This is a genomic window from Gaetbulibacter sp. S0825, from assembly GCF_011777505.1.
Lineage (GTDB): Bacteria > Bacteroidota > Bacteroidia > Flavobacteriales > Flavobacteriaceae > Pontimicrobium.
Genome location: NZ_JAATJT010000001.1, coordinates 817,177 through 842,618, shown reverse-complemented (window position 1 = coordinate 842,618; position 25,442 = coordinate 817,177). Strand labels below are relative to the sequence as shown.

Annotated in this window: 16 protein-coding genes; 12 read left to right on the top strand and 4 right to left on the bottom strand. The window is 33.2% G+C overall.

What is annotated here, in order from left to right:
- Nucleotides 1-5: 5 nt before the first annotated feature.
- The 7 genes from HB672_RS03910 (at nucleotide 6) to HB672_RS03880 (ending at nucleotide 10,622) form a co-directional block, all read left to right on the top strand.
- Complete coding sequence (locus HB672_RS03910) at nucleotides 6-611, top strand: TetR/AcrR family transcriptional regulator (RefSeq protein ID WP_167608040.1); 606 nt, start codon at nucleotides 6-8, stop codon at nucleotides 609-611.
- Between the two features lie 5 nt (nucleotides 612-616).
- A complete protein-coding gene (locus HB672_RS03905) occupies nucleotides 617-1,963 on the top strand; it encodes a TolC family protein (protein WP_167608035.1) in 1,347 nt (448 codons plus the stop codon).
- A gap of 22 nt (nucleotides 1,964-1,985) precedes the next feature.
- Nucleotides 1,986-3,167 carry an efflux RND transporter periplasmic adaptor subunit gene (locus tag HB672_RS03900; protein ID WP_167608030.1) on the top strand — a complete coding sequence of 394 codons (1,182 nt, stop codon included), beginning with the start codon at nucleotides 1,986-1,988 and terminating at the stop codon, nucleotides 3,165-3,167.
- 14 nt (nucleotides 3,168-3,181) lie between these two features.
- Nucleotides 3,182-6,697 carry an efflux RND transporter permease subunit gene (locus HB672_RS03895; RefSeq protein WP_167608027.1) on the top strand — a complete coding sequence of 1,172 codons (3,516 nt, stop codon included), beginning with the start codon at nucleotides 3,182-3,184 and terminating at the stop codon, nucleotides 6,695-6,697.
- Between the two features lie 125 nt (nucleotides 6,698-6,822).
- The gene (aspS, locus tag HB672_RS03890; RefSeq protein WP_167608024.1) at nucleotides 6,823-8,577 is read left to right on the top strand and encodes an aspartate--tRNA ligase; all 1,755 of its coding nucleotides are present in this window, start codon (nucleotides 6,823-6,825) and stop codon (nucleotides 8,575-8,577) included.
- 45 nt (nucleotides 8,578-8,622) lie between these two features.
- On the top strand, nucleotides 8,623-10,401 hold the full coding sequence (locus HB672_RS03885) for a chloride channel protein (RefSeq protein ID WP_167608019.1): 1,779 nt from the start codon (nucleotides 8,623-8,625) through the stop codon (nucleotides 10,399-10,401).
- A complete protein-coding gene (locus HB672_RS03880; RefSeq protein ID WP_167608015.1) occupies nucleotides 10,398-10,622 on the top strand; it encodes a hypothetical protein in 225 nt (74 codons plus the stop codon). Before HB672_RS03885 ends, HB672_RS03880 begins: the two co-directional genes overlap by 4 nt.
- A 16-nt stretch (nucleotides 10,623-10,638) precedes the next feature.
- Here HB672_RS03880 and HB672_RS03875 read toward each other — a convergent pair whose 3' ends face one another.
- Complete coding sequence (locus tag HB672_RS03875; protein WP_167608012.1) at nucleotides 10,639-11,088, bottom strand: nucleoside deaminase; 450 nt, start codon at nucleotides 11,086-11,088, stop codon at nucleotides 10,639-10,641.
- A 41-nt stretch (nucleotides 11,089-11,129) separates the two neighbouring features.
- Here HB672_RS03875 and dxs point away from each other — a divergent pair, with 41 nt between their 5' ends.
- Entirely contained in the window at nucleotides 11,130-12,878 is a 1,749-nt protein-coding gene (dxs, locus tag HB672_RS03870; RefSeq protein ID WP_167608008.1) for a 1-deoxy-D-xylulose-5-phosphate synthase, read from the top strand.
- Here the strand turns inward: dxs and dgt are convergent.
- On the bottom strand, nucleotides 12,873-14,216 hold the full coding sequence (dgt, locus tag HB672_RS03865) for a dGTP triphosphohydrolase (protein WP_167608004.1): 1,344 nt from the start codon (nucleotides 14,214-14,216) through the stop codon (nucleotides 12,873-12,875). The genes dxs and dgt overlap by 6 nt on opposite strands.
- Before the next feature lie 182 nt (nucleotides 14,217-14,398).
- On the opposite strand from dgt, the gene HB672_RS03860 reads away from it, so the two are divergent.
- Complete coding sequence (locus tag HB672_RS03860; protein ID WP_208864177.1) at nucleotides 14,399-17,140, top strand: TonB-dependent receptor; 2,742 nt, start codon at nucleotides 14,399-14,401, stop codon at nucleotides 17,138-17,140.
- Between the two features lie 121 nt (nucleotides 17,141-17,261).
- Nucleotides 17,262-19,214 carry a hypothetical protein gene (locus HB672_RS03855; protein ID WP_167607999.1) on the top strand — a complete coding sequence of 651 codons (1,953 nt, stop codon included), beginning with the start codon at nucleotides 17,262-17,264 and terminating at the stop codon, nucleotides 19,212-19,214.
- A gap of 81 nt (nucleotides 19,215-19,295) precedes the next feature.
- Here HB672_RS03855 and HB672_RS03850 read toward each other — a convergent pair whose 3' ends face one another.
- On the bottom strand, nucleotides 19,296-19,655 hold the full coding sequence (locus HB672_RS03850) for a nicotinic acid mononucleotide adenyltransferase (RefSeq protein ID WP_167607995.1): 360 nt from the start codon (nucleotides 19,653-19,655) through the stop codon (nucleotides 19,296-19,298).
- Nucleotides 19,656-20,035: 380 nt separating this feature from the next.
- On the opposite strand from HB672_RS03850, the gene HB672_RS03845 reads away from it, so the two are divergent.
- The gene (locus HB672_RS03845) at nucleotides 20,036-21,241 is read left to right on the top strand and encodes a porin (RefSeq protein ID WP_167607992.1); all 1,206 of its coding nucleotides are present in this window, start codon (nucleotides 20,036-20,038) and stop codon (nucleotides 21,239-21,241) included.
- A 70-nt stretch (nucleotides 21,242-21,311) separates the two neighbouring features.
- Complete coding sequence (locus HB672_RS03840; protein WP_167607989.1) at nucleotides 21,312-23,645, top strand: inorganic phosphate transporter; 2,334 nt, start codon at nucleotides 21,312-21,314, stop codon at nucleotides 23,643-23,645.
- 23 nt (nucleotides 23,646-23,668) lie between these two features.
- On the opposite strand, the gene HB672_RS03835 is transcribed toward HB672_RS03840, so the two are convergent.
- Nucleotides 23,669-25,432, bottom strand: a complete 1,764-nt coding sequence (locus tag HB672_RS03835; RefSeq protein WP_167607984.1) for a Na/Pi cotransporter family protein — start codon at nucleotides 25,430-25,432, stop codon at nucleotides 23,669-23,671.
- Between the last annotated feature and the right edge of the window lie 10 nt (nucleotides 25,433-25,442).

Below are 25,442 nucleotides of genomic sequence, written 5' to 3'. Positions count from 1 at the left end.
CCATTATGAGAGAAAAAATTATACATAAATCGGCCGATTTGTTTTTGAGCTACGGCTTTAAAAGTGTTACAATGGACGATATTGCTAATGCTTTAGGTATTTCAAAAAAAACCATTTATCTACACTTCGACAATAAGACAAAACTGGTAGAGGCTACAACATTGTCCATGTTTAACATAATTTCACATGGTATTGATTGTATTTGTGCCTTAGAAAAAAATCCTATTGAAGAAATTTACGATATAAAACGATTTGTTTCGGAACACTTAAAAGACGAAAAATCATCACCTCAATATCAGTTACAAAAATATTATCCAAAAATTTTTAATTCACTTAAAAACAAGCAATTTGAAGTGATGTATAAATGCGTTAATACCAACCTTAACCGAGGTGTTGAATTAGGTATTTATAGAGATACCATTAATGTGGATTTTATAACAAGAATCTATTTCAACTGTATGCTAGCAATAAAAGATGATAATTTATTTCCAAATAATACATTTTCAAAAAATATGCTGATGGAAAATTATATTGAATATCACTTACGAGGTATTTGTACTATAAAAGGCATAGAAATTTTAAACGAAATCATTCAAAAAAATCAATCATAAGACACATGAAAAAAACAATTTTAACTGTTTTTAGCATTACTATTTATGCTTTTGGGTTTTCTCAGGAAATACCAGAAACATTAAATCTACAGGAAGCCATAGACTTTGCTTTAGAAAACAATCGAACTGCTAAAAATGCGCAACGGGATATTGAAGCAGCCGAAAATCAAAAATGGGAAACTATAGCTTCTGGACTGCCTCAAATAAGTGCATCAATAGATTATAATCATTGGTTAAAACAACAAGTATCACTAATTCCAGCTGAATTTTTTGGGGGAAACCCAGGAGACTTTGCAGAGGTAGCTTTTGGAACCAAAAAAACAATGAATGCTACTGCAACTCTAAATCAAAAGATCTTCGATGGCTCTTACTTGGTTGGACTACAGTCGGCAAAGGTATTTCTTGAAATCTCTAAAAATGCCAAAGAAAAAACAGACTTAGAAGTTAGAGAAGCTGTAATTAATGCCTACGGGAATGTTCTTCTGTCGGAAGAAAGTGTAAAAATATTAGAAAGAAATATTGCAGTACTAGAAAAGAATCTAAATGAAACCACAAAAATCTACGAAAACGGCCTTGGCGAAGAAGAGAGTGTCGAACAATTACAAATAACACTTTCAAGCATTAAAAGTAACTTGGCTAATACCGAGCGTTTAAAAACCTTAGCTTATAAAATGCTAAACATTACATTAGGTGTTGATTTAGATTCAAATATTAAACTTACAGACGACCTAAATAGTTTGACAACAGAAAATATGGTTGTTAGTTTATTGGATGCCGACGAAAACATTGAACAAACCATTGATTATAAAATTGCCGAAAACGATAAGGTATCTAAAGAGTTGTTATTAAAACTAGAAAAAAGCAAAGCACTTCCAACGCTTAATGCTTTTATTAATGGAGGTTATGTTGGTAATAACAATCAATTTAAGTTTTTGCAAAGCTCTCAAAAATGGTTTGGTACTTCGTTACTTGGCATAAGCATGGATATTCCAATTTTTAGCTCTAGAATGCGCTCTGCAGCTACTCAGAGAGCAAAAATAAATCTTGAAAAAGCTAAAGATGATTTAACCGAAACCCAACAACAATTAAAACTTCAAATTGAAACTGCTAAAAGTGAATACAAATTTGCAATTGAAGATTACCAAAACAAAAAAGACAATTTAAGTTTGGCCGAACGTATTGAGAAAAAAAATCAAGTGAAGTTCTTTGAAGGAATAAGCTCAAGTTTTGATTTACGTCAAGCACAAACTCAATTATACACAGCTCAACAAGAATTATTGCAAGCAATGTTAGATGTAATCAACAAAAAAGCAGCTTTAGAAACAGTACTTAATGAAATTCCAAAAAACTAATCAATCAAGAAAACACTATAAAATGAAACATATATTCACATTATTAATCTTAGTTCTTGTTTTGGCTTCATGTGGAGGTGACAAGAAAAAAAACACGGTAGAGAGCGTTTTGCAAAGTAATAACTTGGAAAACATTCGCAAAAAAAGAGCCGATTTGGTAAATGATCAACAAGTTATTCAGAGTAAAATAAAACAACTAGATGACGCCATCTCCAAAATTGATACCGTAAAAAATGTACCCTTAATTACAACATTTACTGCAAAACAAGAAGTGTTTAAGCATATGCTCGAAATACAAGGTAATGTAACAACCAAAAACTTATTAGTTATTACACCAGAGTACAATGGAATACTTACAAATGTATATGTAAAAGAAGGTCAAAAAGTAAGTAAAGGTCAAATTCTTGCAAAAATTGATGATGGAGGATTAAGCCAACAATTATCACAATTACAAATTCAAGCAGATTTAGGTAAAACAACTTTCGAGCGCCAAAAACGCCTATGGGAACAAAACATTGGAAGTGAGATTCAATATTTACAAGCAAAATCTACTTACGAATCTCAAGTTGAAGCCATTAATCAATTAAAACAGCAAATTGCAAAAACTACTGTTAGAGCGCCTTTTTCAGGAACTATTGACGATGTAATTACTGAACAAGGTAGTGTTGTTGGTGCAGGACAAACACCTTTAATTCGCATAGTGAATTTAAACAATATGTATATTGAAACTGATGTTCCAGAAAGCTATATTACAGATGTTACAAAAGGAAAACATGTTACCGTAGAGTTTCCTGTTTTAGGTAAAACTATTGAAACCGAAGTTCGTCAGGCGAGTGATTATATTAATCCTGCAAATAGAACTTTTAAGGTAGAAGTTGGCATCCCAAATTCAAATAAATCCATTAAGCCAAACCTTACTGCTAAACTGAAAATTAATGATTATACAAATGAGAAAGCGCTTTTAGTTCCACAAAGTATAATCTCAGAAAATGCTGAAGGAGAACAATATGTTTATGTAGTTAATAATAAAAACAGTAATAAAGAAGGTACTGCAAGTAGGGTTATTATAAAAACTGGAAAAACTCAAGGCGATGTTATTGAAGTATTAGAAGGGATTGAAAGTGGGACAGAAATTATTCAAGAAGGTGCCAGAAGTGTAAAAGATGGACAGGCGGTAAAAGTTATCAATCTTTCTAAAGACTAAAAAACCACAAACTAATGACTACTAAAAAGAAAAAACAAGTCGATAAGGAATTTGGTTTCTCATCTTGGGCTATTAACAATAAGACAACGATGTACGTCCTTATTGCTGTGTTCTTCTATCTTGGAGTTTCGGCATTTTTCGATATGCCAAGAGAAAATTTCCCAGAAGTAAACGAAACGAAAATTTATGTAAGTTCAGTATTTCCAGGTAACACTGCCGAAGATATTGAAAAACTCATTACTGACCCGCTTGAAGACAAATTAAAAACCGTTAGCAATGTGGTAGAAACAACCTCAACTTCGCAAGAAGATTTTTCTATGATTGTGGTTGAGTTTGATGAAAACATAACTGTCGACCAAGCAAAACAAAAGGTGAAAGATGAAATAGACACGGAGACCTCTAGTGAGGATTGGCCAACCTTTAATGGTGCCAAGGTAGAACCAGATGTGTTTGAATTGAGTTTATCCGAAGAAATGCCAATTCTAAATATTAATATTTCTGGAGACTACCCAGTCGAAAAATTAAAAGAATTTGGCGAATACCTTCAAGATGAAATTGAAGATTTACAAGAAATTAAGAAAGTAGATATTCGTGGTGCACAAGAAAAAGAAGTTGAAGTTGCTGTAGACATCTATAAAATGATGGCAACTCAAGTAACTTTCAATGATATTATTGGCGCTATAAACAATGGGAATACCACTATGTCTGCAGGAAATTTAATAGCCAGCGGACAACGTCGTACTATACGTGTTTTAGGTGAAATTGAATCTCCAAAAGACCTTGAAAATTTTGTTGTAAAATCTGAAAATGGTAAAGCTATTTACCTAAAAGATGTGGCAACCGTATCTTTTAAAGAAGAAGATAAAACCACTTATGCTCGTAAATTTGGAGACCCTGTTGTAATGCTTGATGTTAAAAAACGAGCAGGAAAAAACATGGTTGCTGCTGTAGAACAAATACAAGTTATAAAAGATAATGCAATAAAGAATGTATTCCCTCAAGATTTAGTAGTAACTATTTCCAATGATCAATCTTCAGTTACTATTGGTCAAGTAGACGACCTTGTTAATAATATCATTTTTGGTGTTATTCTAGTGGTGACAGTGCTAATGTTCTTTTTAGGATTTAAAAATGCCATTTTTGTTGGGTTTGCCATTCCAATGTCTATGTTCATGTCGCTCATGATTTTAGATTTATTTGGAATTTCTCTAAACACAATGGTGTTATTTGGTCTAATTATGGGACTTGGGATGTTAGTTGACAACGGTATTGTGGTCGTTGAAAACGTTTATCGCTTAATGGACGAGGAAGGAATGAGTCGACTTGAAGCCGCTAAAAAAGGAATAGGTGAAATTGCATTTCCAATTATTATATCAACAGCTACTACGGTAGCAGCCTTTATCCCTCTAGGATTATGGCCAGGTCTAATGGGAGAGTTTATGATGATTTTACCTCAAACACTATCAATAGTTTTAGGGTCATCACTCTTTGTAGCCATCTTTTTTAATTCTGTTTTAGTATCGCAGTTTATGCAAACCGAAGACAAAGACATGCCATTAAAAAAGATTATTAAAAACACCTTAATCATGACGGTTACAGGTATTATTGTCTTTATTATTGGTGGTGAATACAGGGCGTTAGGAAGCCTTATGGTTTTAACTGCAATACTACTTTGGGTGTATCGCTTGTTTTTGCGTAAATGGGCAAACAACTTTCAAACTAAAACATTAGTAAAACTAGAACGTTGGTATGAAAATCAACTGCGTTGGGCGCTTTCTGGTAAAAAACCCTATATGTTAAGTATTGGCATATTTGTATTATTAATATTAGCATTTATTGCATTTGGGGCATCATTAGCAACACAACGAACTAAAGTAGAATTTTTTCCAGACAATAAACCTAACCAAATTATTGTCTATATAGAATATCCCCAAGGAACTGCCATTGAAAAAACCAATACAATTACCAAAGAAATTGAAAAACGCGTTTATGACGTACTTGACGATGATGAGTATAAAGATGGTAATTACAATTTTATGGTAGAAAGTGCAGTATCACAAGTTGGTGAAGGAGCTGGAAACCCACAAACAGATGCTGGTTCGGCAGCAGAAATGCCACATAAAGCAAAAATAACTGCATCTATGCGTGAGTTTAAATATCGTCGTGGTAAAGATAGCGAACTCTTGCGTCAAAAAATGCAGGAATCACTCATTGGTATTTATCCTGGTGTCTTAATTTCTGTTGAAAAAAATGCCGATGGTCCGCCAGCAGGTTCGCCAATTAATATTGAAATAGAAGGTGACGATTACAATGAGTTAATCGCTACTGCCGAAGATATGCGTGAGTTTATCAACTCTAGAAATATTGCAGGTATTGATGAGCTTAAAATTGATGTGAACAAGGACAAACCAACGATGCAAGTTGTTGTAAATAGAGAAAAGGCAGGAGAATTAGGTATAAGTGCTTTACAAGTTGGTCAACAATTACGTAATTCTATTTTTGGTTCAAAAGCAGGAATTTATAAAGAAAGTGGTGATGATTATGATATTTATGTGCGGTTCAACAAAGACAATAGATATAATACTAGTGCCTTATTTAACCAGAATATTACTTTTAGGGACAACTCAGGTCAAATAAAAAGCATCCCTGTATCTGCAGTTGCAAAGCATGAAAACAACTCAGGTTTTAGTGCTATTAAACATAAGGATGCTAAACGCGTTGTAACTGTGTATTCAGCATTGGCTCCTGGCTATACTGATGCTGGCGCCATTGTCGCTCAAATTCAAAATGAAATGAAAAGCTACTTAGATTTACCAAATAACATCAAAATTGATTATACAGGTCAAATTGAAGAGCAAAACAAGCAAATGGCGTTTTTAATGGGTGCATTTTTTACAGGATTAGGCTTAATTTTCTTCATTTTAATTTTTCAATTCAACTCTATATCTAAACCAGCTATTATTATGTTGGCTATTTTCTTGAGCTTAATTGGTGTATTTGGCGGTATTGTTATTACTGGTAGTGCCTTTGTGATTATGATGACTATGGTTGGTATTATATCACTAGCCGGAATTGTAGTAAACAATGGTGTTGTATTGCTCGATTATGCGCAACTACTAATTGACAGGAAGAAAAATGACTTAGACTTAGATAAAAATGAATATTTAAGCACTGAAGATTTATTTGAGAGTATTATTAAAGCTGGTAAAGCGCGTTTACGTCCTGTACTATTAACAGCTATTACTACCATTCTTGGGTTAATTCCATTAGCCATTGGTTTAAATATTAACTTCTTTACTCTATTTAAAGAGTTTGATGCTAATATTTATATGGGTGGAGACAACGTTGTATTTTGGGGGCCACTAGCGTGGACCGTTATTTATGGATTATTAATAGCAACTTTCTTAACACTTATAATAGTTCCTGTAATGTTTTTCTTATCTATGAAATTAAAAATGTGGATTAGAAACAAGACAAATGAAAATAATGAACCTAAACTTATAGCTCAAGATCAAGTAACAACAAAATAACAATATTAACAACAGCTTTCCTTGAGAGCTCCGGATTAATACCAGGAAAAGCCTTAACAAATGTTAGGGCTTTTTCATTATTAATCATTTAACTTATGTAAATTTGCAAATCAAATTTTCTAAATATGTATAGAAGTCATAATTGTGGTGAATTAAGAGCTAGTGATATTGCAAAAAAAGTGACGCTAGCGGGTTGGGTTCAAAAATCTAGAGATAAAGGTTTTATGATTTGGGTCGATTTAAGAGATCGCTATGGTATTACACAACTAATTTTTGATGAAGAACGCACTTCAAAAGGGATGATGCAACAAGCTCAAAAGCTAGGTCGTGAGTTCGTGGTTCAAGTTGAAGGAGAAGTGATTAAAAGAGCCTCTAAAAATCCAAATATTCCAACAGGAGATATAGAAATATTAGTGTCTAAACTAGAGATACTCAACACAGCTAAACTACCTCCGTTTACAATAGAAGATGAAACGGATGGAGGTGAAGAATTACGTATGCAATATCGTTATTTAGATATTAGACGAAATCCTGTGAAAGACAATCTAATTTTTAGACACAAAGTGACTCAAGAAGTTAGAAACTATCTATCAAAAAATGATTTTATTGAAGTTGAAACACCTTATTTAATTAAATCTACTCCAGAAGGTGCTAGAGATTTTGTGGTGCCTTCAAGAATGAATGAAGGACAGTTTTATGCGCTTCCACAATCACCACAAACCTTCAAGCAATTGCTCATGGTTGGTGGTATGGACAAATACTTTCAAATTGTAAAGTGTTTTAGAGATGAAGATTTGCGAGCCGATAGACAACCAGAATTCACACAAATAGACTGTGAAATGGCATTTGTTGAGCAAGAAGATATCTTAAATACCTTTGAAGGATTAACTCGTCATTTAATTAAAGAAATTCATGGTGTAGAAATAGCTGATTTCCCTAGAATGACATTCGACGAAGCAATGAAACGCTACGGAAATGACAAACCAGACATTCGTTTTGGGATGGAATTTGGCGAGCTAAATGGCGTTGCGCAACATAAAGATTTTAATGTCTTCAATTCAGCTGAATTAGTGGTTGGGATTGCTGTTCCTGGCGGAAATTCATATTCAAGAAAAGACATCGATAAATTAATTGATTGGGTAAAACGCCCTCAAGTCGGTGCTCTAGGGATGGTATATGTTCGCTGCAACGACGATGGTACTTATAAATCATCCGTCGATAAGTTTTACGACCAAGATGATTTAGCAAAATGGGCAGAAGCTACTAATGCAAAAGCAGGCGATTTAATTTGTGTATTGTCAGGGAATACCAATAAAGTAAGAGCACAATTAAGTGCACTTAGAATGGAGTTGGCTGAACAGCTAGGGCTAAGAAAATCTAACGAATTTGCACCTCTTTGGGTGATTGATTTTCCATTGTTAGAGTGGGACGAAGACACACAACGTTACCACGCCATGCATCATCCATTTACATCACCAAAACCTGGGCAAATTGAGTTATTGGACACCAATCCTGGAGATGTTAAAGCAAATGCATACGACTTAGTTCTAAATGGAAACGAAATTGGTGGTGGCTCAATTAGAATTCACGATAAAGAAACGCAATCTTTAATGTTCGACCATTTAGGATTCACTAAAAAAGAAGCTAAAGCGCAATTTGGATTTTTAATGAATGCTTTTGAATTTGGTGCACCACCCCATGGTGGTATTGCCTTTGGACTAGATAGATTAGTAGCGATTTTAGGTGGGCAAGAAACTATTAGAGACTTTATTGCATTTCCTAAAAACAATTCTGGTCGAGACGTCATGATTGATGCTCCCGCACCAATTGATGATGACCAACTAAAAGAATTGAGTTTAAAACTTAATTTAAAATCATAAATAAAAAATCCTGCATAGTAGCGGGATTTTTTATTAGCTTTAATTATGGCAAACAATACCTTACTTGCAAGAGTACTTCTTTGGCGATACAAATACATATCGCACAAAAATTTTGTTTTCCTATTAAGTATGCTTATTGGTTTATTAGCAGGATTGGTCTCGGTGACTATTAAAAACATTACCTACTCTATTGAGTGGTTTTTAGAGCAAAGTATTATTCTATCTAAAGAGTATTTATACTTCATTTTACCAACAATTGGACTATTTTTGGTGTATCTTTTTGTAAGATTTGTGTCTAAGAAACCAATCGAACATGCTATACCTTCAATACTCTTTTCGTTATCAAAAAAAAGCGGTTTACTTAACCGAAATAAAATATATTACCCTTTAATAACGGCACCATTAACAGTTGGGTTTGGTGGTTCGGTTGGATTACTGGGACCAGCAATTGCTTCTGCTTCTGCAATAAGCTCTAATATTGGACAGCTGTTTCATATCGATAGAAAAACACGAACACTCTTAATTGGTTGTGCAGCAGCTGGAGCTATAGCTTCAATTTTTAAGTCACCTATTGCTGCTATTATTTTTGCAATCGAGGTTTTTAGTTTAGACTTAACATTTGCTTCGTTATTACCTTTATTAATAGCCTCTGTTTCTTCAGTATTAACTTCTTATTTTTTTGTAGGTGATGATACTATTTTCAACTTTACTGTATCTGATAAATTTGCCATAAACGATACGTTTTTTTATATTATTTTAGGAATAGGAACTGGGATTGCTTCTATTTATTTTTCAAAAATATATTTTGCTATAAACACTTTTTTTAATCGCTTTAATACAAGACGTAAAAAATTACTTTTTGGCGGTTTAATTATTGGTGTTATGCTCTATTTTATTCCACCCTTGTATGGTGAAGGATTTGGGTTCATTAACGATTTAATGACTGGTAATGACCTTGGTGCTTTAGGGAAAACACCTTTTGATAGTTATCTAGATAATATTTGGGTGGTTATTGCATTACTTATTGGCATTACTGTTTTTAAGGCTATAGCAATGACCACAACACTTGCCGCTGGAGGAGTTGGTGGAATCATTATTCCTACATTGGTTATGGGTAGCGCTCTAGGAAATGTGGTTGCAAAAATTATTAACAATTTAGGATTAGATTTTCAGGTATCTGAAGCAAATTTTACATTAGTTGGGATGGCTGGTTTAATTGCTGGGGTTTTACATGCACCATTGACTGCTATTTTCTTAATAGCTGAAATTACTGGAGGTTACGAGCTATTTATCCCATTAATGATAACCGTTTCAATGTCGTTCATAATTACAAAAAATGCTGTGGAGCATACAATCTACACCAAAGAATTAGCTGAAAAAGGTGCGCTCTTAACACATAATAAAGACCAGAGTGTTTTAACTTTAATGAGTCTAGATAGCGTCATAGAAAAAGATTTTATAGTACTTCATCCTGAAATGTCTTTGGGCGATATGCTTAAAAATGGCGTTTCAAAATCTAGTCGAAATCTCTTTCCTGTCGTAGATGAATCTCATGTTTTGGTTGGTATTATTTTACTGGATGATATTAGAACCGTCATGTTCGACCAATCATTATACGAAACAACTTCTGTTCAAACATTTATGAGCAACCCACCAGAATTTATCGATTATGAAAACGATTCGATGAAACAAGTCATGAAGAAATTTCAAACGTCTGGTGCTTGGAATCTTCCTGTAATTAAACAAGGAACATATCTAGGGTTTGTGTCAAAATCAAAATTATTAACCGCGTATAGACGCGAATTAATTAATTTTACCTCATGAAATATGTAATCTGGCTTTTTTTTATAGCATCACTAGCAAGCATAATAGCTGGCTACTTTTTTGATTTAGACTACTCTAAAAAATTAATTGGATTTGGAGTTGTTGGCTTATTCTTTATAGTATTCCCATTATTTTCTTATTATAGATGGAAAGACAAAAAAGTAGAAGATTATATGTTAACAAAAGAAAATATAGACAAGATGCGTGAAAATCAGAAATAAAGAATTAATTCTTACTTCAATTCAAATTTCGCCGCTTAATAAAAAACTGTTTCATCAAACTGGAAGATTCATCAGCAAGAATACCTCCCTTAATTTTAGTTTTTGGATGTAACTGAGTTCCCATAATACCACAACCTCTTTTTTCATCTTTAGCACCATAAACAATATTGCTAATCTGACTCCAATACAATGCGCCAGCACACATTTGGCAAGGTTCTAAAGTGACATACAATGTGCAGTTATGCAAATACTTTCCTCCTAAAAAATTAGCTGCAGCTGTTATGGCTTGCATTTCGGCATGGGCGGTTACATCATTAAGCAATTCGGTAAGATTGTGCGCACGAGCTATGACCCTATTATCAACCACAATAATAGCACCAACTGGAATTTCTCCTTTATCAAAAGCAACTTCAGCCTCCTGAAGGGCTTTTTTCATAAAATAAGTATCATCAAAAGGGTTCTCCATAAGCGTAAAAATACAATTTCATCTTGTACATTTGTAAACTAATGAGCAAATTATTAAATCACATAAACTCACCTAAAGAATTACGTCAACTTAAACAAGGTGACTTACCTCAACTTGCAAAAGAATTGCGTGATTTCATCATTAATATTGTAGCCACTAAAGAGGGTCATCTAGGAGCAAGTTTAGGTGTGGTCGAGCTCACTATAGCACTACATTATGTATTTAACACTCCTGAAGATTTGTTGATTTGGGATGTTGGACATCAAGCGTATGGTCATAAAATTTTAACTGGAAGAAAAGATATATTTAATACCAATAGACAATTTAAAGGCATTAGTGGTTTTCCTAAACGTGATGAAAGTGTATATGACAACTTTGGCGTTGGTCATTCTTCTACGTCTATTTCTGCAGCTTTAGGAATGGCAATTGCCTCAAAGTTAAAAGGTGAAAATAAACAACATATTGCTGTTATTGGCGATGCATCCATTGCAAGTGGAATGGCCTTTGAAGGCTTAAATCATGCAGGCGTTACAGACGCTAACCTTCTAGTGATTTTAAACGATAATGCTATTGGCATAGACCCAAGTGTTGGTGCCTTGAAACAATATTTAACCAACGTTAAAAAAGGGACTCAAAAGCAGGATAATATTTTCGAAGCCTTGAATTTTGATTATTCTGGACCTATTGATGGTCATGATATTGATAAACTTGTTGTAGAATTAGAACGACTAAAAACAGTTAAGGGTCCAAAGCTACTACATATTATTACCAAAAAAGGTAAAGGACTAAAACAAGCCGAAGAAAACCAAGTAACTTATCATGCTCCTGGGAAATTTAATGCTTCTACTGGAGACTTAATTTTAAAAGAGCCTTCAAAGTTTACAAAGTTTCAAGATGTTTTTGGTCTTACTATTGTTGAGCTAGCTGAAAAAAATAAAAACATTATAGGAATTACACCTGCAATGCCAACGGGAAGCTCACTTAAATACATGATGGATATTTATCCGGAAAGAGCTTTTGATGTTGGAATCGCCGAACAACATGCAGTCACTCTTGCTGCAGGAATGGCAACGCAAGGACTTGTTTCTTTTTGTAATATTTATTCAACGTTTTTACAACGTGCCTATGATCAAGTAATACATGATGTAGCTTTGCAAAAATTGCCTGTGATTTTTTGTTTAGATCGTGCAGGTTTAGTTGGTGAAGATGGCGCAACACACCATGGGGTTTTTGATTTAGCTTATTTAAGATGTATTCCAAACCTTATTGTTTTTGCACCTAGAAATGAGGTTGAGTTGCGTAACATCATGTACACTTCTCAGCTTGGGTTAAAGTTGCCAATTGCCATAAGATATCCTCGTGGGAATGGCCATATTGAAGATTGGAAACAACCATTTGTTAAGATAGACATTGGAATAGGAGAATTATTAAAAAAAGGTAAAGATATTGCTGTTTTAAGCTTAGGAACCATTGCTAAAAACGTTTCCGAAGCTATTGAGAGTTTAGATGTCTCACATTACGATATGAGGTTTCTTAAACCAATAGATGAAAACTTACTACATCAAATATTCAAAAGCTATCGAGCAATTATCACTATTGAAGATGGCACTATTAAAGGTGGGCTTGGAAGTGAGATATTAGAATTTGCATCAAAAAACTGTTACACAAATACCGTAAAAATCATTGGAATTCCTGATGAGTTTATTGAACATGGTAAAATCCAAGAGCTACAAAAGGATATTAGTTTAGATGCTGAAGGCATACGAAACGCTATAGTTAATACACTATAACGTCATCCCCATTAGTTTTTTATAAGTTAAAATGGCATTACTGTCCGACAATAATGATATGTAATGGCATACACTCAACACCCTGTTATAGAGTTTATCGTCATTAGCTTTAACAGAACTAGGAAGCGTTTTTAGAATTAATTTATCGTAATTGGATGCATGATTTTCATAGCAATTATTTACTGCAGAAATATAGGTGTCTAAAAGTTTAGTGATAACCTCATACCCTGAAATTTCTTTTTCAATAACTTCTTTCGATTGGTAAATATTTTCAACGCTGAGTTTAATAATATCGTTTATTTGTGCTTCATACTTGCTTTTATCTAATAAGGCACAATCAAAATCACCTTTTAAAATGGCTTCTTCGTGCTTCATAAAAATATCTACTGCTTCATTTATAAGAGTCCCAATAGCCAAAGCTCGTAAATATCCTACTCGATCTTCTCTAGTTGAAAGTGCATAATAATTTTCAGGTTTAATCGTGTTTCTAATTATTTTAGACAAATATTCCAAGGCAAACTCCTCAGGAATTAATCCAAGATTAATCCCATCTTCAAAGTCAATAATTGTATAGCAAATATCATCGGCAGCTTCCACTAAAAATGCTAAAGGATGTCTTGCAAAACTAATATCATTACCTGCTCTAGTTACTTTTAATCCTAGCTCATTAGCTACATCCAAAAAGTTTTCTTTTTCACTCTGAAAAAAACCATATTTTTTATCGGCAATATGTTTGGTTGCTTTTTTAGGCAATGATTCTTTAGGATATTTTGTAAAAGCCCCTAAAGTAGCATAGCTTAAACGAAGTCCTCCTTCTCTACCTTCTCTAGATTGAGTTGCAATTTTAAACCCATTAGCATTACCTTCAAAATCACATAAATCTTGATACTCTTTTGCAGATAATTGATCTTTAAAGACTAAACCATTTCCTTTAGAAAAATATTGTCCAATGGCTTTTTCACCTGAATGCCCAAAAGGCGGATTCCCTATATCATGTGCTAATGCTGCCGAAGCTACAATAGCACCAAAATCATTGGCTTGATAACAATGAATTTCTTGTAAATGAGGGTGTTTTTCAAGAACTCTCAATCCAACTTGCCTTCCCAAAGAACGACCAACAACACTTACTTCTAAACTATGTGTTAGGCGAGTGTGCACAAAATCTGTTTGGGATAGAGGAATGACTTGTGTTTTATCTTGTAGGCTTCTAAATTCAGAAGAAAAAATAATACGATCATAATCAACTTCAAAGCCAAGACGAGTTTCATCTTGCTCTTTTCTTAGTCGCTTATTTGTATCGCCATGTCGTTTTAAAGAGAGTAATTGTTCCCAATTCATAGTTCAAAATTTGAGGCTGTAAGATACATATTTTCAATGTTAAATAATTGTTTTCAAATAATTAAGAATTGACTATTCGGTAACAATAACATAACCCTTTTGTTACTGAGCTTTAACCTACGATTAACCACTACTTTACAATGGGTGAGTTTCTTTGCAGCAATAAAAAAGTACAAAAACTGATGAGAATTATCACACTATTATTTTTAATGTTTTCGGCAACCACCTTGTTTGCTCAAAATACTGGTTCAATTGTTGGAAAATTAACAGACAAAGAGTACAATAATGACCCTCTACCTTTTGCAAATATTTTAATTAAAGGCACCATAACTGGAACAACATCAGATTTTGATGGTCTATATGTTTTTGAAAACCTGTCTCCTGGAAGTTACACATTACAATTTAGTTTCGTGGGTTACGAAACAAAAGAAGTAACAGTTACGGTTGAAGCAGGTAAAGAAACCGAAGTAAATGTAACAATGGCTGCAAGTACAGCTTCTCTAGATGAGGTTTTAATTACTACAACCACTAAAAGAGAAAGTGAAGTAGCTCTGTTATTAGAACAGAAAAAAGCTCTTGAGATTAAAGAAAGTATTGGAGCAGAAAGGCTGTCTAAAATTGGTGTCTCTGATGCAGCTGGCGCTACTACTAAAATTTCTGGAGTTACAAAAAGTGAAGGTTCTGGCGATATTTATATTCGTGGGCTTGGTGATCGGTATTTATCTACTAGTATGAATGGGTTGCCAATACCATCAGATGATGTGAACAATAAAAATATTGATTTAGAATTATTTACTACAGACTTAATTCAAAATATAGGTATTAGCAAAACATATACAACAAGTAGTTATGGTGATCAAGCTTCAGGAAATGTTGATATTGTTTCTAAGGAATACTCTTCCAAAGGATTTTCAATTGGGTTAAGTTCAGGCGTAAACTCGAATGTTTTAGCTCTTGATGGTGATTTCAAAAAAAGTATCATCAGTAAAGATGTAACATTAGGCTTTCATGAAAAGCAATATGCTGTTGTTGACCTTATTACAAGACAAGGCTGGGATCCTCTTAGTCAAGGGAGATCTGCCAATTATGGTCTATCATTGTCTGGAGGGCATAAGGTATCTCTTTTTGGTAAAAATTTATCAATATTTGCCGCTGGATCATATTCAAAAAGTTTAGAATATGAAGAAGGTATTTTTAGAAGTTACAGAGCCAATATTTTAGATAACGAGTTTACAGATACAGAATCTTATTCAACCAAAATTAACGCTACAGGTTATATTAATACTAATCTAAAAATTAATGAAAACAACCGCATTTCATATAATTTTCTGGCAATAAATAAAGGGATTGATAACGTTTACGAGCAAGGAAGAAACGGATTGAGCTATGTTTTTGATCAAGACCCTCAAGAGGATGGTGCTTTTGTTAGAGACCAAAATTTTAAACAAACAACGGTTTTTGTTAATCAACTTTTGGGGACTCACAATTTTAGTGAAACCCACAAGCTAAAATGGGCTGTTGGCTATAACTTTGTATTAGCTGAAGAACCTAATAGAATTAGAAACGAAGCCAATATTTTAGATGAAAGTACTGTGCAATATGCTCATGTTGGAGACTTCCAGCAAAGAAAAACAAGTCAAAAAATTGAGGATACAGAATACAATGGTTATATAAAAGACCAACTAGAGTTTGGCGCTCTAGATGATGAAGAAGTAAAACCTTTTAGATTAAATTTTGGAGGAGATTTTCGTCAAAAAGAAAGAAAATTCAATTCCTTATTTATTGGTGTAAGAGCAAGAGGTTTTCAAGTGCCATCGGTAGATAATTTTTCACTCACGTTTACTGATAGTAATTTTAACAATGGGCTTGTACTAAGACAAAGAAATCCAGATAGATATAATGCCGATTTAAAAATTTATGCTGGTTTTGCAAGTGTTGATTTTGGCATCAACAAAAAATTATCTGGAAATCTTGGTCTTCGTTATGAACAAGATAAAATAGAAGTGCTTTGGGATGTTGCAAATTATGTTGGTCGTGTTGGGTCAATTAAAAAAGATTATAACCAAATATTTCCAAGTGTCAATATCAAATATGAGTTAAATGATAGAAACTCTTTACGTTTTGCAACAAGTTTAACGCAAACTTTACCTGAGTTTAAAGAGTTAGCACCTTTTGAATATGTATCGCCAACTGGTCGAGTAACTAGAGGAAATCCAGATTTAGAAAAATCAGATGTGTTAAATATGGATCTAAAATGGGAATTTTTCCCAAGCTCAAGTGAACTGCTCTCTGCCACTACCTTTTATAAGAAAATCAATAACCCTATCAACCTTGCACAAACAAGAGGGTCTTCGGGTATTTTTCAATACTTCAATACAGGAAATAAAGCAGATGTATTTGGAATAGAGCTTGAGTCTAGAATCAATCTTGTAGAGAACGAAGATGAAAAAAACATCTTAGATTTTAACGCCAATATCACTAAAATGTGGTTCAATCAAGATTTGTTAGAAGAGTTTCAATATAAAAATGTAAAAGGATCTAATCTTCAAGGAGCTTCCGATCTCATTCTTAATGCATCCCTTGGCTATAATAACCAAAAAGAAAATGAATTTACAGCTAACTTAACTAGTAATTATTCCTCAGATAAGGTTTTCGCTTTAGGGTCTCCTGAAGATTTCGCCAATAGTGATATTCTATTTAATGATGAAATCATTGAGAAGGGATTCTTTACAATGGACTTGGTTATGAGTAAGAAACTATCAAAAAACTGGCAAATAAAACTTGTTGGTAAAAACTTATTAAATCCTGCAATTGAACAAACCCAAATGATTAGGAATATAAATACTCAAGTAACTACTAATGAGGTCGTAAGTTCTTATAAAAAAGGGAGCCAATTCAACCTAAGCCTAAGGTATAGTTTCTAATTAACTTTCAGATAACATAACACTCATTTTTCAGTAAAAAAGTAACCTATGTTTAATATTCAATTAAAGTAAAAAAAAGGTTCAATCTCTTTCTTTGAGCAACAATAAATAATAAACAAAAATGAAAAAATTAAGCGTAAAATTATTTAGTTTAACAGTAGTAGCTACATCATTATTCTTAAATAGCTGTAGTAGTAGTGATGATCCAGATCCAATAATTCCAGTAGAAGCACAAGTAATAGAAAATTTAAATGCTGGAGTCATGAATGGAACTTTAAAAGAAAGTTTTACACTTTCTTCTACAACACAATATAGCTTAACTGGTCAGTTTATAATAGACAAAGGTGCTGTATTAAATATTCCAGCTGGGACAAGAATTGTTGCCGGTAATGGAGGAACAGATGTGTACCTTGCTATATTAAAAGGAGGTCAAATAAATATCAATGGTAATCCTAGTAATCCAGTTGTAATGTCTTCGGTAAATGGGAATCCTGGAGATTGGGGAGGATTAACTATTTGTGGTAAAGCAACAACTACAGCAGGCATAGATGCTGAAGCTGAAGTTGGTGGCTTCTTATATGGCGGGACAGACGATACTGATAGCTCAGGTATTATTAGATATTTACAAATTGTTGGTACAGGAGCTCAAATTAACCCTGAATCGCAATACAATGGTGTATCCTTTTATGCTGTTGGTTCAGGAACACTTATAGATAATATTGCAGTAATTAACGGTTCGGATGATGGTGTAGAGTTTTTTGGAGGAACAGTTAATGCCTCAAATTTATACCTAGAAAATAACGATGATGATTCTATAGATTGGACTGAAGGATGGAGCGGCACTGTTGATAATGCCTTTATTTCTCATACTGTTTCAGGTTTTTCAACTGTTTTTGAAGGTGATAAAGATAACAACAACCCAAAGTTCAATAATATCACTGCTATTTCAACAGTTGGTGGAACTGCATTGCAATTCAAAAAACAGTCTGGAGCAACTATTACAGGATTATCTCTTACTGGATATGATGTATCTATCGATATGAAGGATGATGGCCCATTAGACAATGTTATTATAGATGGGGAAACTGCAGACCCTAACTTAAACTATACAAATACTCCAACAACAACCGCTCAGGATTTCCCTTGGGTAGATACAGATCTAACTTTAGGCGATAACTTATTACAAGGTACTGTAACTGGTGAGTTTACTTTAGATGCTAACATTAATTATGTGCTTAACTCATCATATATCGTTCAAGATGGTGGAAAATTAACAATTCCTGCTGGAACAAAAATAACTGCCAGAGATGGTGGAACTGGTGTTTACATTGCGGTGTTACAGGGAGGCGAAATTGACATTCAAGGTACATCTGATAATCCAGTAGTAATTTCTTCGGCAAATGCTAATCCTGGAGATTGGGGTGGATTAACCATTTGTGGTAAAGCAACTACTACAGCAGGCATAGATGCCGAAGCCGAAGTTGGCGGATTTATATATGGAGGGACTACAGATAATGATAGTTCAGGATCAATTACCTACTTAGTCATAAAAGGAACTGGAGCACAAATTAACTCAGAATCTCAATACAATGGAATATCTCTTTATGCTGTTGGTTCTGGAACAACTATAGAGAATATCTCAGTAATTAATGGTGCTGATGATGGTGTTGAATTTTTCGGCGGAACAGTTTCTGCTACAAATATATACTTACAAAATAATGAAGATGATTCAGTTGACTGGACAGAAGGCTGGGACGGAACAGTAACCAACACTTATATTTATCATACAATTGCTGGTTTTTCAACTGCCTTTGAAGGTGATAAAATAAATAACAATCCACAGTTTGTAAACGTAACAGCTATTTCAACAGTCGGTGGAACTGCTTTACAATTTAAAAAACAATCTGGTGCAACAATTACTAACCTATACTTAAGTGGTTACGACATGAATATTGATATGAAAGATGATGGCCCTTTAGTCAATGTACAAATAGATGGGGTTGATGCTAACCCTGCAACAGATTATTCTACAGGAACTCAAATTGACATTTCAAGTTGGACTTGGAAAAATTAAAAAGTTGCTTATTTTAAATTAGTCTTTTAATAAAAAAGCATCCTATTTAGGATGCTTTTATATTATTTAAACATTTGCTTACTAATTTTTTCTAAATGCTAATGAACTAGCATTCTCCCAAACAGTAACATCTGCAATAACATTCTCATTATAATCTACTTCTTTTAAAGTTTCATTATTCCAATAAAACCATTTGCCGACTTTTTTCCCATTATCATAATTTGCCAAAACTGTCTTTTTACCTTGCGTGTTAAAACTTAACCACTCACCTTGTAATTTACCATCTAAAGTATAAGCTCCTGTTTGACTTATAACTCCATTGTCATGATAGTATGTTACATCAATTAAATTAGTGTTTTCATTAAGTTTTAAATCTCTCTTTTGTTGTCCAAAAGACACCGCACAAATTAAAAAAGCCAATAAAAAAATTGTTTTCTTCATAATTATGGGTTTTACATTCTAATACCAATATATATTATTATTAACATTAAAACAACATCTACTTAACGTTAAATTAACATTATAATTTTAAAATACTGATTATCAATTATTTGAATTATTAATACTAATCTAAAATTCTTAATATTTAATTAATGTTGTCATTACACTAACATGATGTTGAAGTTGCATATTTGCAATGTCTTAAGACAAATTATTTTAGTATTTCATATAATCTATTAGTTTTTGTCGACTACATTATCATGAATTCTAATGACTGCCTTTGGCCAAGGCAGTCTTTTTTATTCATAAAGTAATGATTTGGAAACATTAAGTTAACATTGGTTATAGTTATTTGTAACGACAAAAACTATTAACAGATTATGAAACTTAAAATTACAATAATTGCTATCAGTTTTCTAGCGCTAACATCTCTAAGCGCTCAAGAGATTAGTGATACTTCATTCGGAAAAGGCTTAATTAACTTTGTTGCAAAAGACAGCTCTTTTAGCGTAAAATTTGCGCCTAGGTTCCAAGTTCGCTCAATGTCATCTTGGGATCATGATGGTAATCAATATGGTAGCCCAGAGCATAATTTTATTGTACGTAGAGCACGTTTAAAATTTGATGGTTATGCCTTTACACCTAAACTTAAGTATAAATTAGAATTAGGGTTGTCAAATAGAGATATTTCAGGCGCCAATCAATTTAATAGAAATACTCCAAGATATATTCTAGATGCGGTTATTATGTGGAATTTTGCTGAAAATTGGGAATTATGGGCTGGACAAACAAAACTCCCTGGTAATGTAGAGCGTGTGGTGTCTTCTGCTAATCTTCAATTAATAGATCGTTCCTTATTAAACAGTCGTTTTAATATAGATCGCGATTTAGGTATTCAATTACGTCACAAAACAAACTTAGGTGGTGATTTTTTAATGCGTGAAAAGTTTTCAGTATCTCAGGGTGAAGGTCGTAACGTCACCGAAGGAAATGAAGGGGGCTTGCAATATACGGCTCGATTAGAGTTTTTGCCATTAGGAACATTTATATCTAAAGGAGATTACAGTCAATCTGATTTAAAGCGTGAAGAGAAACCAAAACTAATGCTTGGTTTCACCTATAATTATAACGAAAATGCCGTTAGGGAAAGAGGGTTTGCTGGTGATTATATGATGAGAGCTGATGGTTCTTTATATGAAACGGATCAAACTACCATTTTTGCAGATGCCATGTTTAAATACGATGGTTTTTCATTTATGGGTGAATATGCAAAACGTACAGCAGATGATGAAATTGCTACAGAATTAGACGGAACTACACCAACAGGAGACATTGTTTTAACAGGTAATGCTTTGAACTTGCAGGCAGGTTATTTATTTAAAAGCAACTACGAAATCGCTGCACGTTTTACAACTATAAATTATGAAAGTATTACTGGTGCCTTACCAACAGAGCAATATACAATTGGTGTTAACAAATTCGTTGTTGGTCATAAATTAAAGGTACAATCTGATATTAGTTATACAACTCTTGATGGGAATGAAGACAATATTACTTTTAGGCTCGGTTTTGACTTACATTTTTAAAAACATAACATTAACGTAACATTTTACTGCAAAACACTAAAGATATTTGCAGGCTAATTATAACTAAATTATGGATAATATTTATCTTTTTATGATCATTGCTCTTGCTATTTTAGCAATCGCAGACTTAGTAGTAGGTGTAAGTAATGATGCTGTGAATTTTTTGAATTCTGCTATAGGTTCAAAAGCTATTTCATTTAAAACCATTATGATTGTCGCCAGTATTGGTGTAGCGGTTGGAGCCGTGTTTTCTAGTGGTATGATGGAGGTTGCTAGAAAAGGGATTTTTAACCCCGGAGAATTTATGTTTGGTGAGATCATGATTATTTTCATGGCAGTAATGATAACAGATATACTCTTACTTGACTTTTTTAATACAGTTGGGATGCCAACATCAACTACGGTTTCAATAGTTTTTGAACTATTGGGTGCGGCTGTTGCCATGGCATTAATAAAAATTGGTCATGATGGCGGAAGTTTTTCCGATGTTATTAACTATATAAACACATCCAAAGCAACTCAAATTATCTTAGGAATACTGCTCTCGGTAGTCGTCGCATTCTCCATTGGTGCCGTAGTACAATGGTTTTCAAGAGTGCTATTGTCTTACGATTTTGAAAAGAAAGCGCAATGGGTTGGTGCTTTATTTGGTGGTATTGCTCTAACTGCTATTACTTATTTCATTTTTATGAAAGGGTTAAAAGGGACGTCATACGCAAAAGAGTCTTTTGATATTCTTGGTGGTGGTACAATGGCAAACTTTCTAGAAACACAAGTAATACCTATAGTTTTAATAAGTGCTGTTTTTTGGTCATTATTATCTTATGCCTTAATAGCTTTTGCTAAAACTAATATTTATAAACTTATTATTATTGTTGGAACCTTTGCTTTAGCTCTCGCCTTTGCAGGTAACGATTTAGTAAACTTTATTGGTGTTCCTGTTGCTGCATATAATGCATTTATAGAATGGTCTGCCTCAGGCCTACCTGCTGCAGAATTCCCAATGGATGTATTAGCAGAAAAAGTACCAACTAATAACTTGCTATTATTTGCAGCTGGTATGATAATGGTATTGACTTTATGGTTTTCAACCAAAGCAAAGGGCGTTGTAAAAACATCTTTAGATTTATCTAGTCAAGGAGAAACAAAAGAACGTTTTCAACCTAATTCTTTGTCACGTGGTTTTGTAAGATTAGCAATGGGTGCTCAACAAGTTTTAGATTATGTTTTACCTGGGTCTATGCAAGCTAAAATTGAAAAACAGTTTGAAGTTCCAGTTATAAAATTATCTAAAGATAAAGTACATGAATTACCTGCCTTTGATTTAGTTAGAGCTGCTGTAAACTTAATGGTTGCGGCTGTATTAATTTCAATTGCTACATCTTATAAATTACCACTCTCCACAACTTATGTAACCTTTATGGTTGCGATGGGTACGTCTCTAGCAGATAGAGCTTGGGGAGCAGAAAGTGCTGTCTATAGAGTAGCTGGAGTATTGAATGTTATTGGTGGTTGGTTCGGAACAGCATTAATTGCCTTTACTGCTTCAGCTTTAGTTGCCTATCTTTTAAATTTAAATTTACCTCTAATGTTTCCTCTATTACTTATTGCGGCATTTGGGTTAATTATTAGAAACTATATATCTCATAACAAAAAAAGTAAGGAAGTAAAGGCTGAAGATAGTTTAACAAGAGCAGAAAGCAGCTCTGTTCAAGGTGTTATTCAAGAAAGTGCTAAAAACATTTCTAAAGTAGTAAAACGTACTAACAGAATTTATTCTAACGCAATAGTAGGACTTGCAAGACAAGATTTAGCACTACTTAAAAAGAGTAAAGGTCAAGTGGTTAAATTAACTGCCGAGGTTGACGACTTAAGAGATAATATTTTCTATTTTATTAAGAATTTAGATGAATCTAGTGTAGAAGCGAGTGGTTTCTATATCAATATTTTAAGTCATCTACAAGACATGTCACAATCTTTAGAATACATTTCTAAAGTATGTCATAAACATATTAATAATAATCACAAAAAGCTTAAATTCAACCAAGTTAGAGAACTAAAAGAAATTGATGATAAACTAGAAATTTTATTTAGTGATACCGAAAAAGCTTTCAAAGCTGGTTCTTTTGAAGAAATTGGAGCCATCATAAATGAAAAGAAAGAGGTTTATGATTTAGTTAAAGATAAGATTCAAAAACAAGTTAAAAGAACAAGAACAGAGGAATCAAGTCCAAAAAACACAACATTATATTTTAGTGTTTTAATTGAAACCAAAGATTTAATGAATGCAACAATGAATCTATTAGAAGAATACCATGATGCTTATGATATTACTGTAAGGCCTGCAACGCTTCCAGATGATATCGATGTTATCGTTGAGAAAGATTCAGAAAAAAGTGAATAATAAAAACTAACTTAAAAAAGCACCTATTGCATAGGTGCTTTTTTAATGTCATTTTCTAAGATAGAATCCTTTTTACCATATAATAATTCGGCTACTATAATAAGGTTTTTCACCATATCGTTGACGTTATCATTATCGTTTACTAACGAAGACGCCATATCGACTGTTATTAAATCCTTACGTATTAAATTATCTATCTCAAGGTTATCAGTATGCTTATTTTCTCTAGCTTTCTCCTTTAATTTCTTTAGAATCTTATAATATCTATCGTTATCTTTTTCTGTTCTAAATAAATAGATAACACGAAGTACTTTAGCAACCTTCTTCCTAAGCTTGTCATACTCTTTTTTGATGTATTCATTTTCAGAATTGAGATAGAGTCCTATATTTCTACTAAGTTCATTTACATCTTTAATCACCTCAACCATTCGTCTATTTGCTGTTTTTATTTCTGCAATTTCTTTGTTCTGATTTTCAGTTAATGATAATGTACTTTGTGCTTTGGTAGCAAATTTTATTATCTCACCATAGATGTGCTTTATTTTTGTAGAATAGAGTTCTCTAATATCTGTTTCAAACAAAATGTTGGACTTTTTTATAAGTTTCTTAAGCTTTAAATCTGATTTAATATCTTCTCTATGAATGTTCAATGCATGAGCAACAATTTCAAAAACAGCATTTTTAAACAAATATTTAGACTCCTTAATTAGAGTAGCAATTGCTGTTTCAGGATATTTTAGTGCATTATTTGTTAAAAACTTAGGCTCTTCAATAGTCTTGGTCTCATCTGCTCTTTTTGGAATAATTCTTTCGACAATTTTTGCAATTGGCTTAACAAACCAAACTAATAAAAAAGTATTTATAATATTAAACGTTGTATGAAATAATGAAATAGCAACAGGAATTGCTGCTGCGCTTAAATATGGTGAATCTGACCCAAACTGTATGGACAGCCAACTCACAAATTTTAAAAAAGGATAGAACAATGCCAACATCCAAATAACACCTATAATGTTAAAAATTAGATGTGCTCTAGCCGTTTGTTTTGCCCTGTAGTTTGCAACTATAGCTGCTAAATTTGCTGTTATGGTAGTTCCAATATTCTCACCCAAAACCATAGCGGCTGCCATTTCAAATGGTATCCAGCCTTCTGCTGTCATAATTAGCGTTAAAGCCATTGTTGCGCTAGAAGATTGAATTACAACCGTTAGCACAGTTCCTATAAGTAAGAATATCAATATTGATACATACCCAAGGTCTGTATATCTAGAAAGAAATGAAAGTATTTCAGGATTGTTTTTAATATCAGGCATTGCCTCTTTTAAAAACTGAAGACCAATAAAAATAAGCGCAAACCCTATAATAAAACTTCCAATGTTTTGGGTTTTCTCTTTTTTGGCAAAGGTAAATGCAAATCCAAATCCAACAAGTGGTAACGCAATGGCACTCATACTAACTTTAAAACCCAAGATAGTAATTAACCATGCTGTAATGGTTGTACCTATATTGGCTCCCATTATTACACTTATAGACTCTGTTAGTGTTAACAAACCTGCGTTTGAAAAACTTACTACCATTAAAGTAGTGGCAGATGACGATTGAATTACTGAGGTAATTAAAAAACCTGTAATAATTCCTAAAAATCTATTAGAGGTCATTTTTGCTAAAATGGAACGCATCTTATTCCCTGCAAGTTTTAAGAGCGCATCACTCATAACTTTCATTCCAAATAGAAATACACCCAACGCCCCTAGCAGTTGTAGTATCTCAGTAAAACCGTATTGCATAATATTCTGT

Bases quoted from the DNA above. Each gene is read 5' to 3' on its own strand.
- HB672_RS03910 (WP_167608040.1), top strand. From the start codon at position 6: ATGAGAGAAAAAATTATACATAAATCGGCCGATTTGTTTTTGAGCTAC.
- HB672_RS03905 (WP_167608035.1), top strand. From the start codon at position 617: ATGAAAAAAACAATTTTAACTGTTTTTAGCATTACTATTTATGCTTTT.
- HB672_RS03900 (WP_167608030.1), top strand. From the start codon at position 1,986: ATGAAACATATATTCACATTATTAATCTTAGTTCTTGTTTTGGCTTCA.
- HB672_RS03895 (WP_167608027.1), top strand. From the start codon at position 3,182: ATGACTACTAAAAAGAAAAAACAAGTCGATAAGGAATTTGGTTTCTCA.
- aspS (WP_167608024.1), top strand. From the start codon at position 6,823: ATGTATAGAAGTCATAATTGTGGTGAATTAAGAGCTAGTGATATTGCA.
- HB672_RS03885 (WP_167608019.1), top strand. From the start codon at position 8,623: ATGGCAAACAATACCTTACTTGCAAGAGTACTTCTTTGGCGATACAAA.
- HB672_RS03880 (WP_167608015.1), top strand. From the start codon at position 10,398: ATGAAATATGTAATCTGGCTTTTTTTTATAGCATCACTAGCAAGCATA.
- HB672_RS03875 (WP_167608012.1), bottom strand. From the start codon at position 11,088: ATGGAGAACCCTTTTGATGATACTTATTTTATGAAAAAAGCCCTTCAG.
- dxs (WP_167608008.1), top strand. From the start codon at position 11,130: ATGAGCAAATTATTAAATCACATAAACTCACCTAAAGAATTACGTCAA.
- dgt (WP_167608004.1), bottom strand. From the start codon at position 14,216: ATGAATTGGGAACAATTACTCTCTTTAAAACGACATGGCGATACAAAT.
- HB672_RS03860 (WP_208864177.1), top strand. From the start codon at position 14,399: ATGAGAATTATCACACTATTATTTTTAATGTTTTCGGCAACCACCTTG.
- HB672_RS03855 (WP_167607999.1), top strand. From the start codon at position 17,262: ATGAAAAAATTAAGCGTAAAATTATTTAGTTTAACAGTAGTAGCTACA.
- HB672_RS03850 (WP_167607995.1), bottom strand. From the start codon at position 19,655: ATGAAGAAAACAATTTTTTTATTGGCTTTTTTAATTTGTGCGGTGTCT.
- HB672_RS03845 (WP_167607992.1), top strand. From the start codon at position 20,036: ATGAAACTTAAAATTACAATAATTGCTATCAGTTTTCTAGCGCTAACA.
- HB672_RS03840 (WP_167607989.1), top strand. From the start codon at position 21,312: ATGGATAATATTTATCTTTTTATGATCATTGCTCTTGCTATTTTAGCA.
- HB672_RS03835 (WP_167607984.1), bottom strand. From the start codon at position 25,432: ATGCAATACGGTTTTACTGAGATACTACAACTGCTAGGGGCGTTGGGT.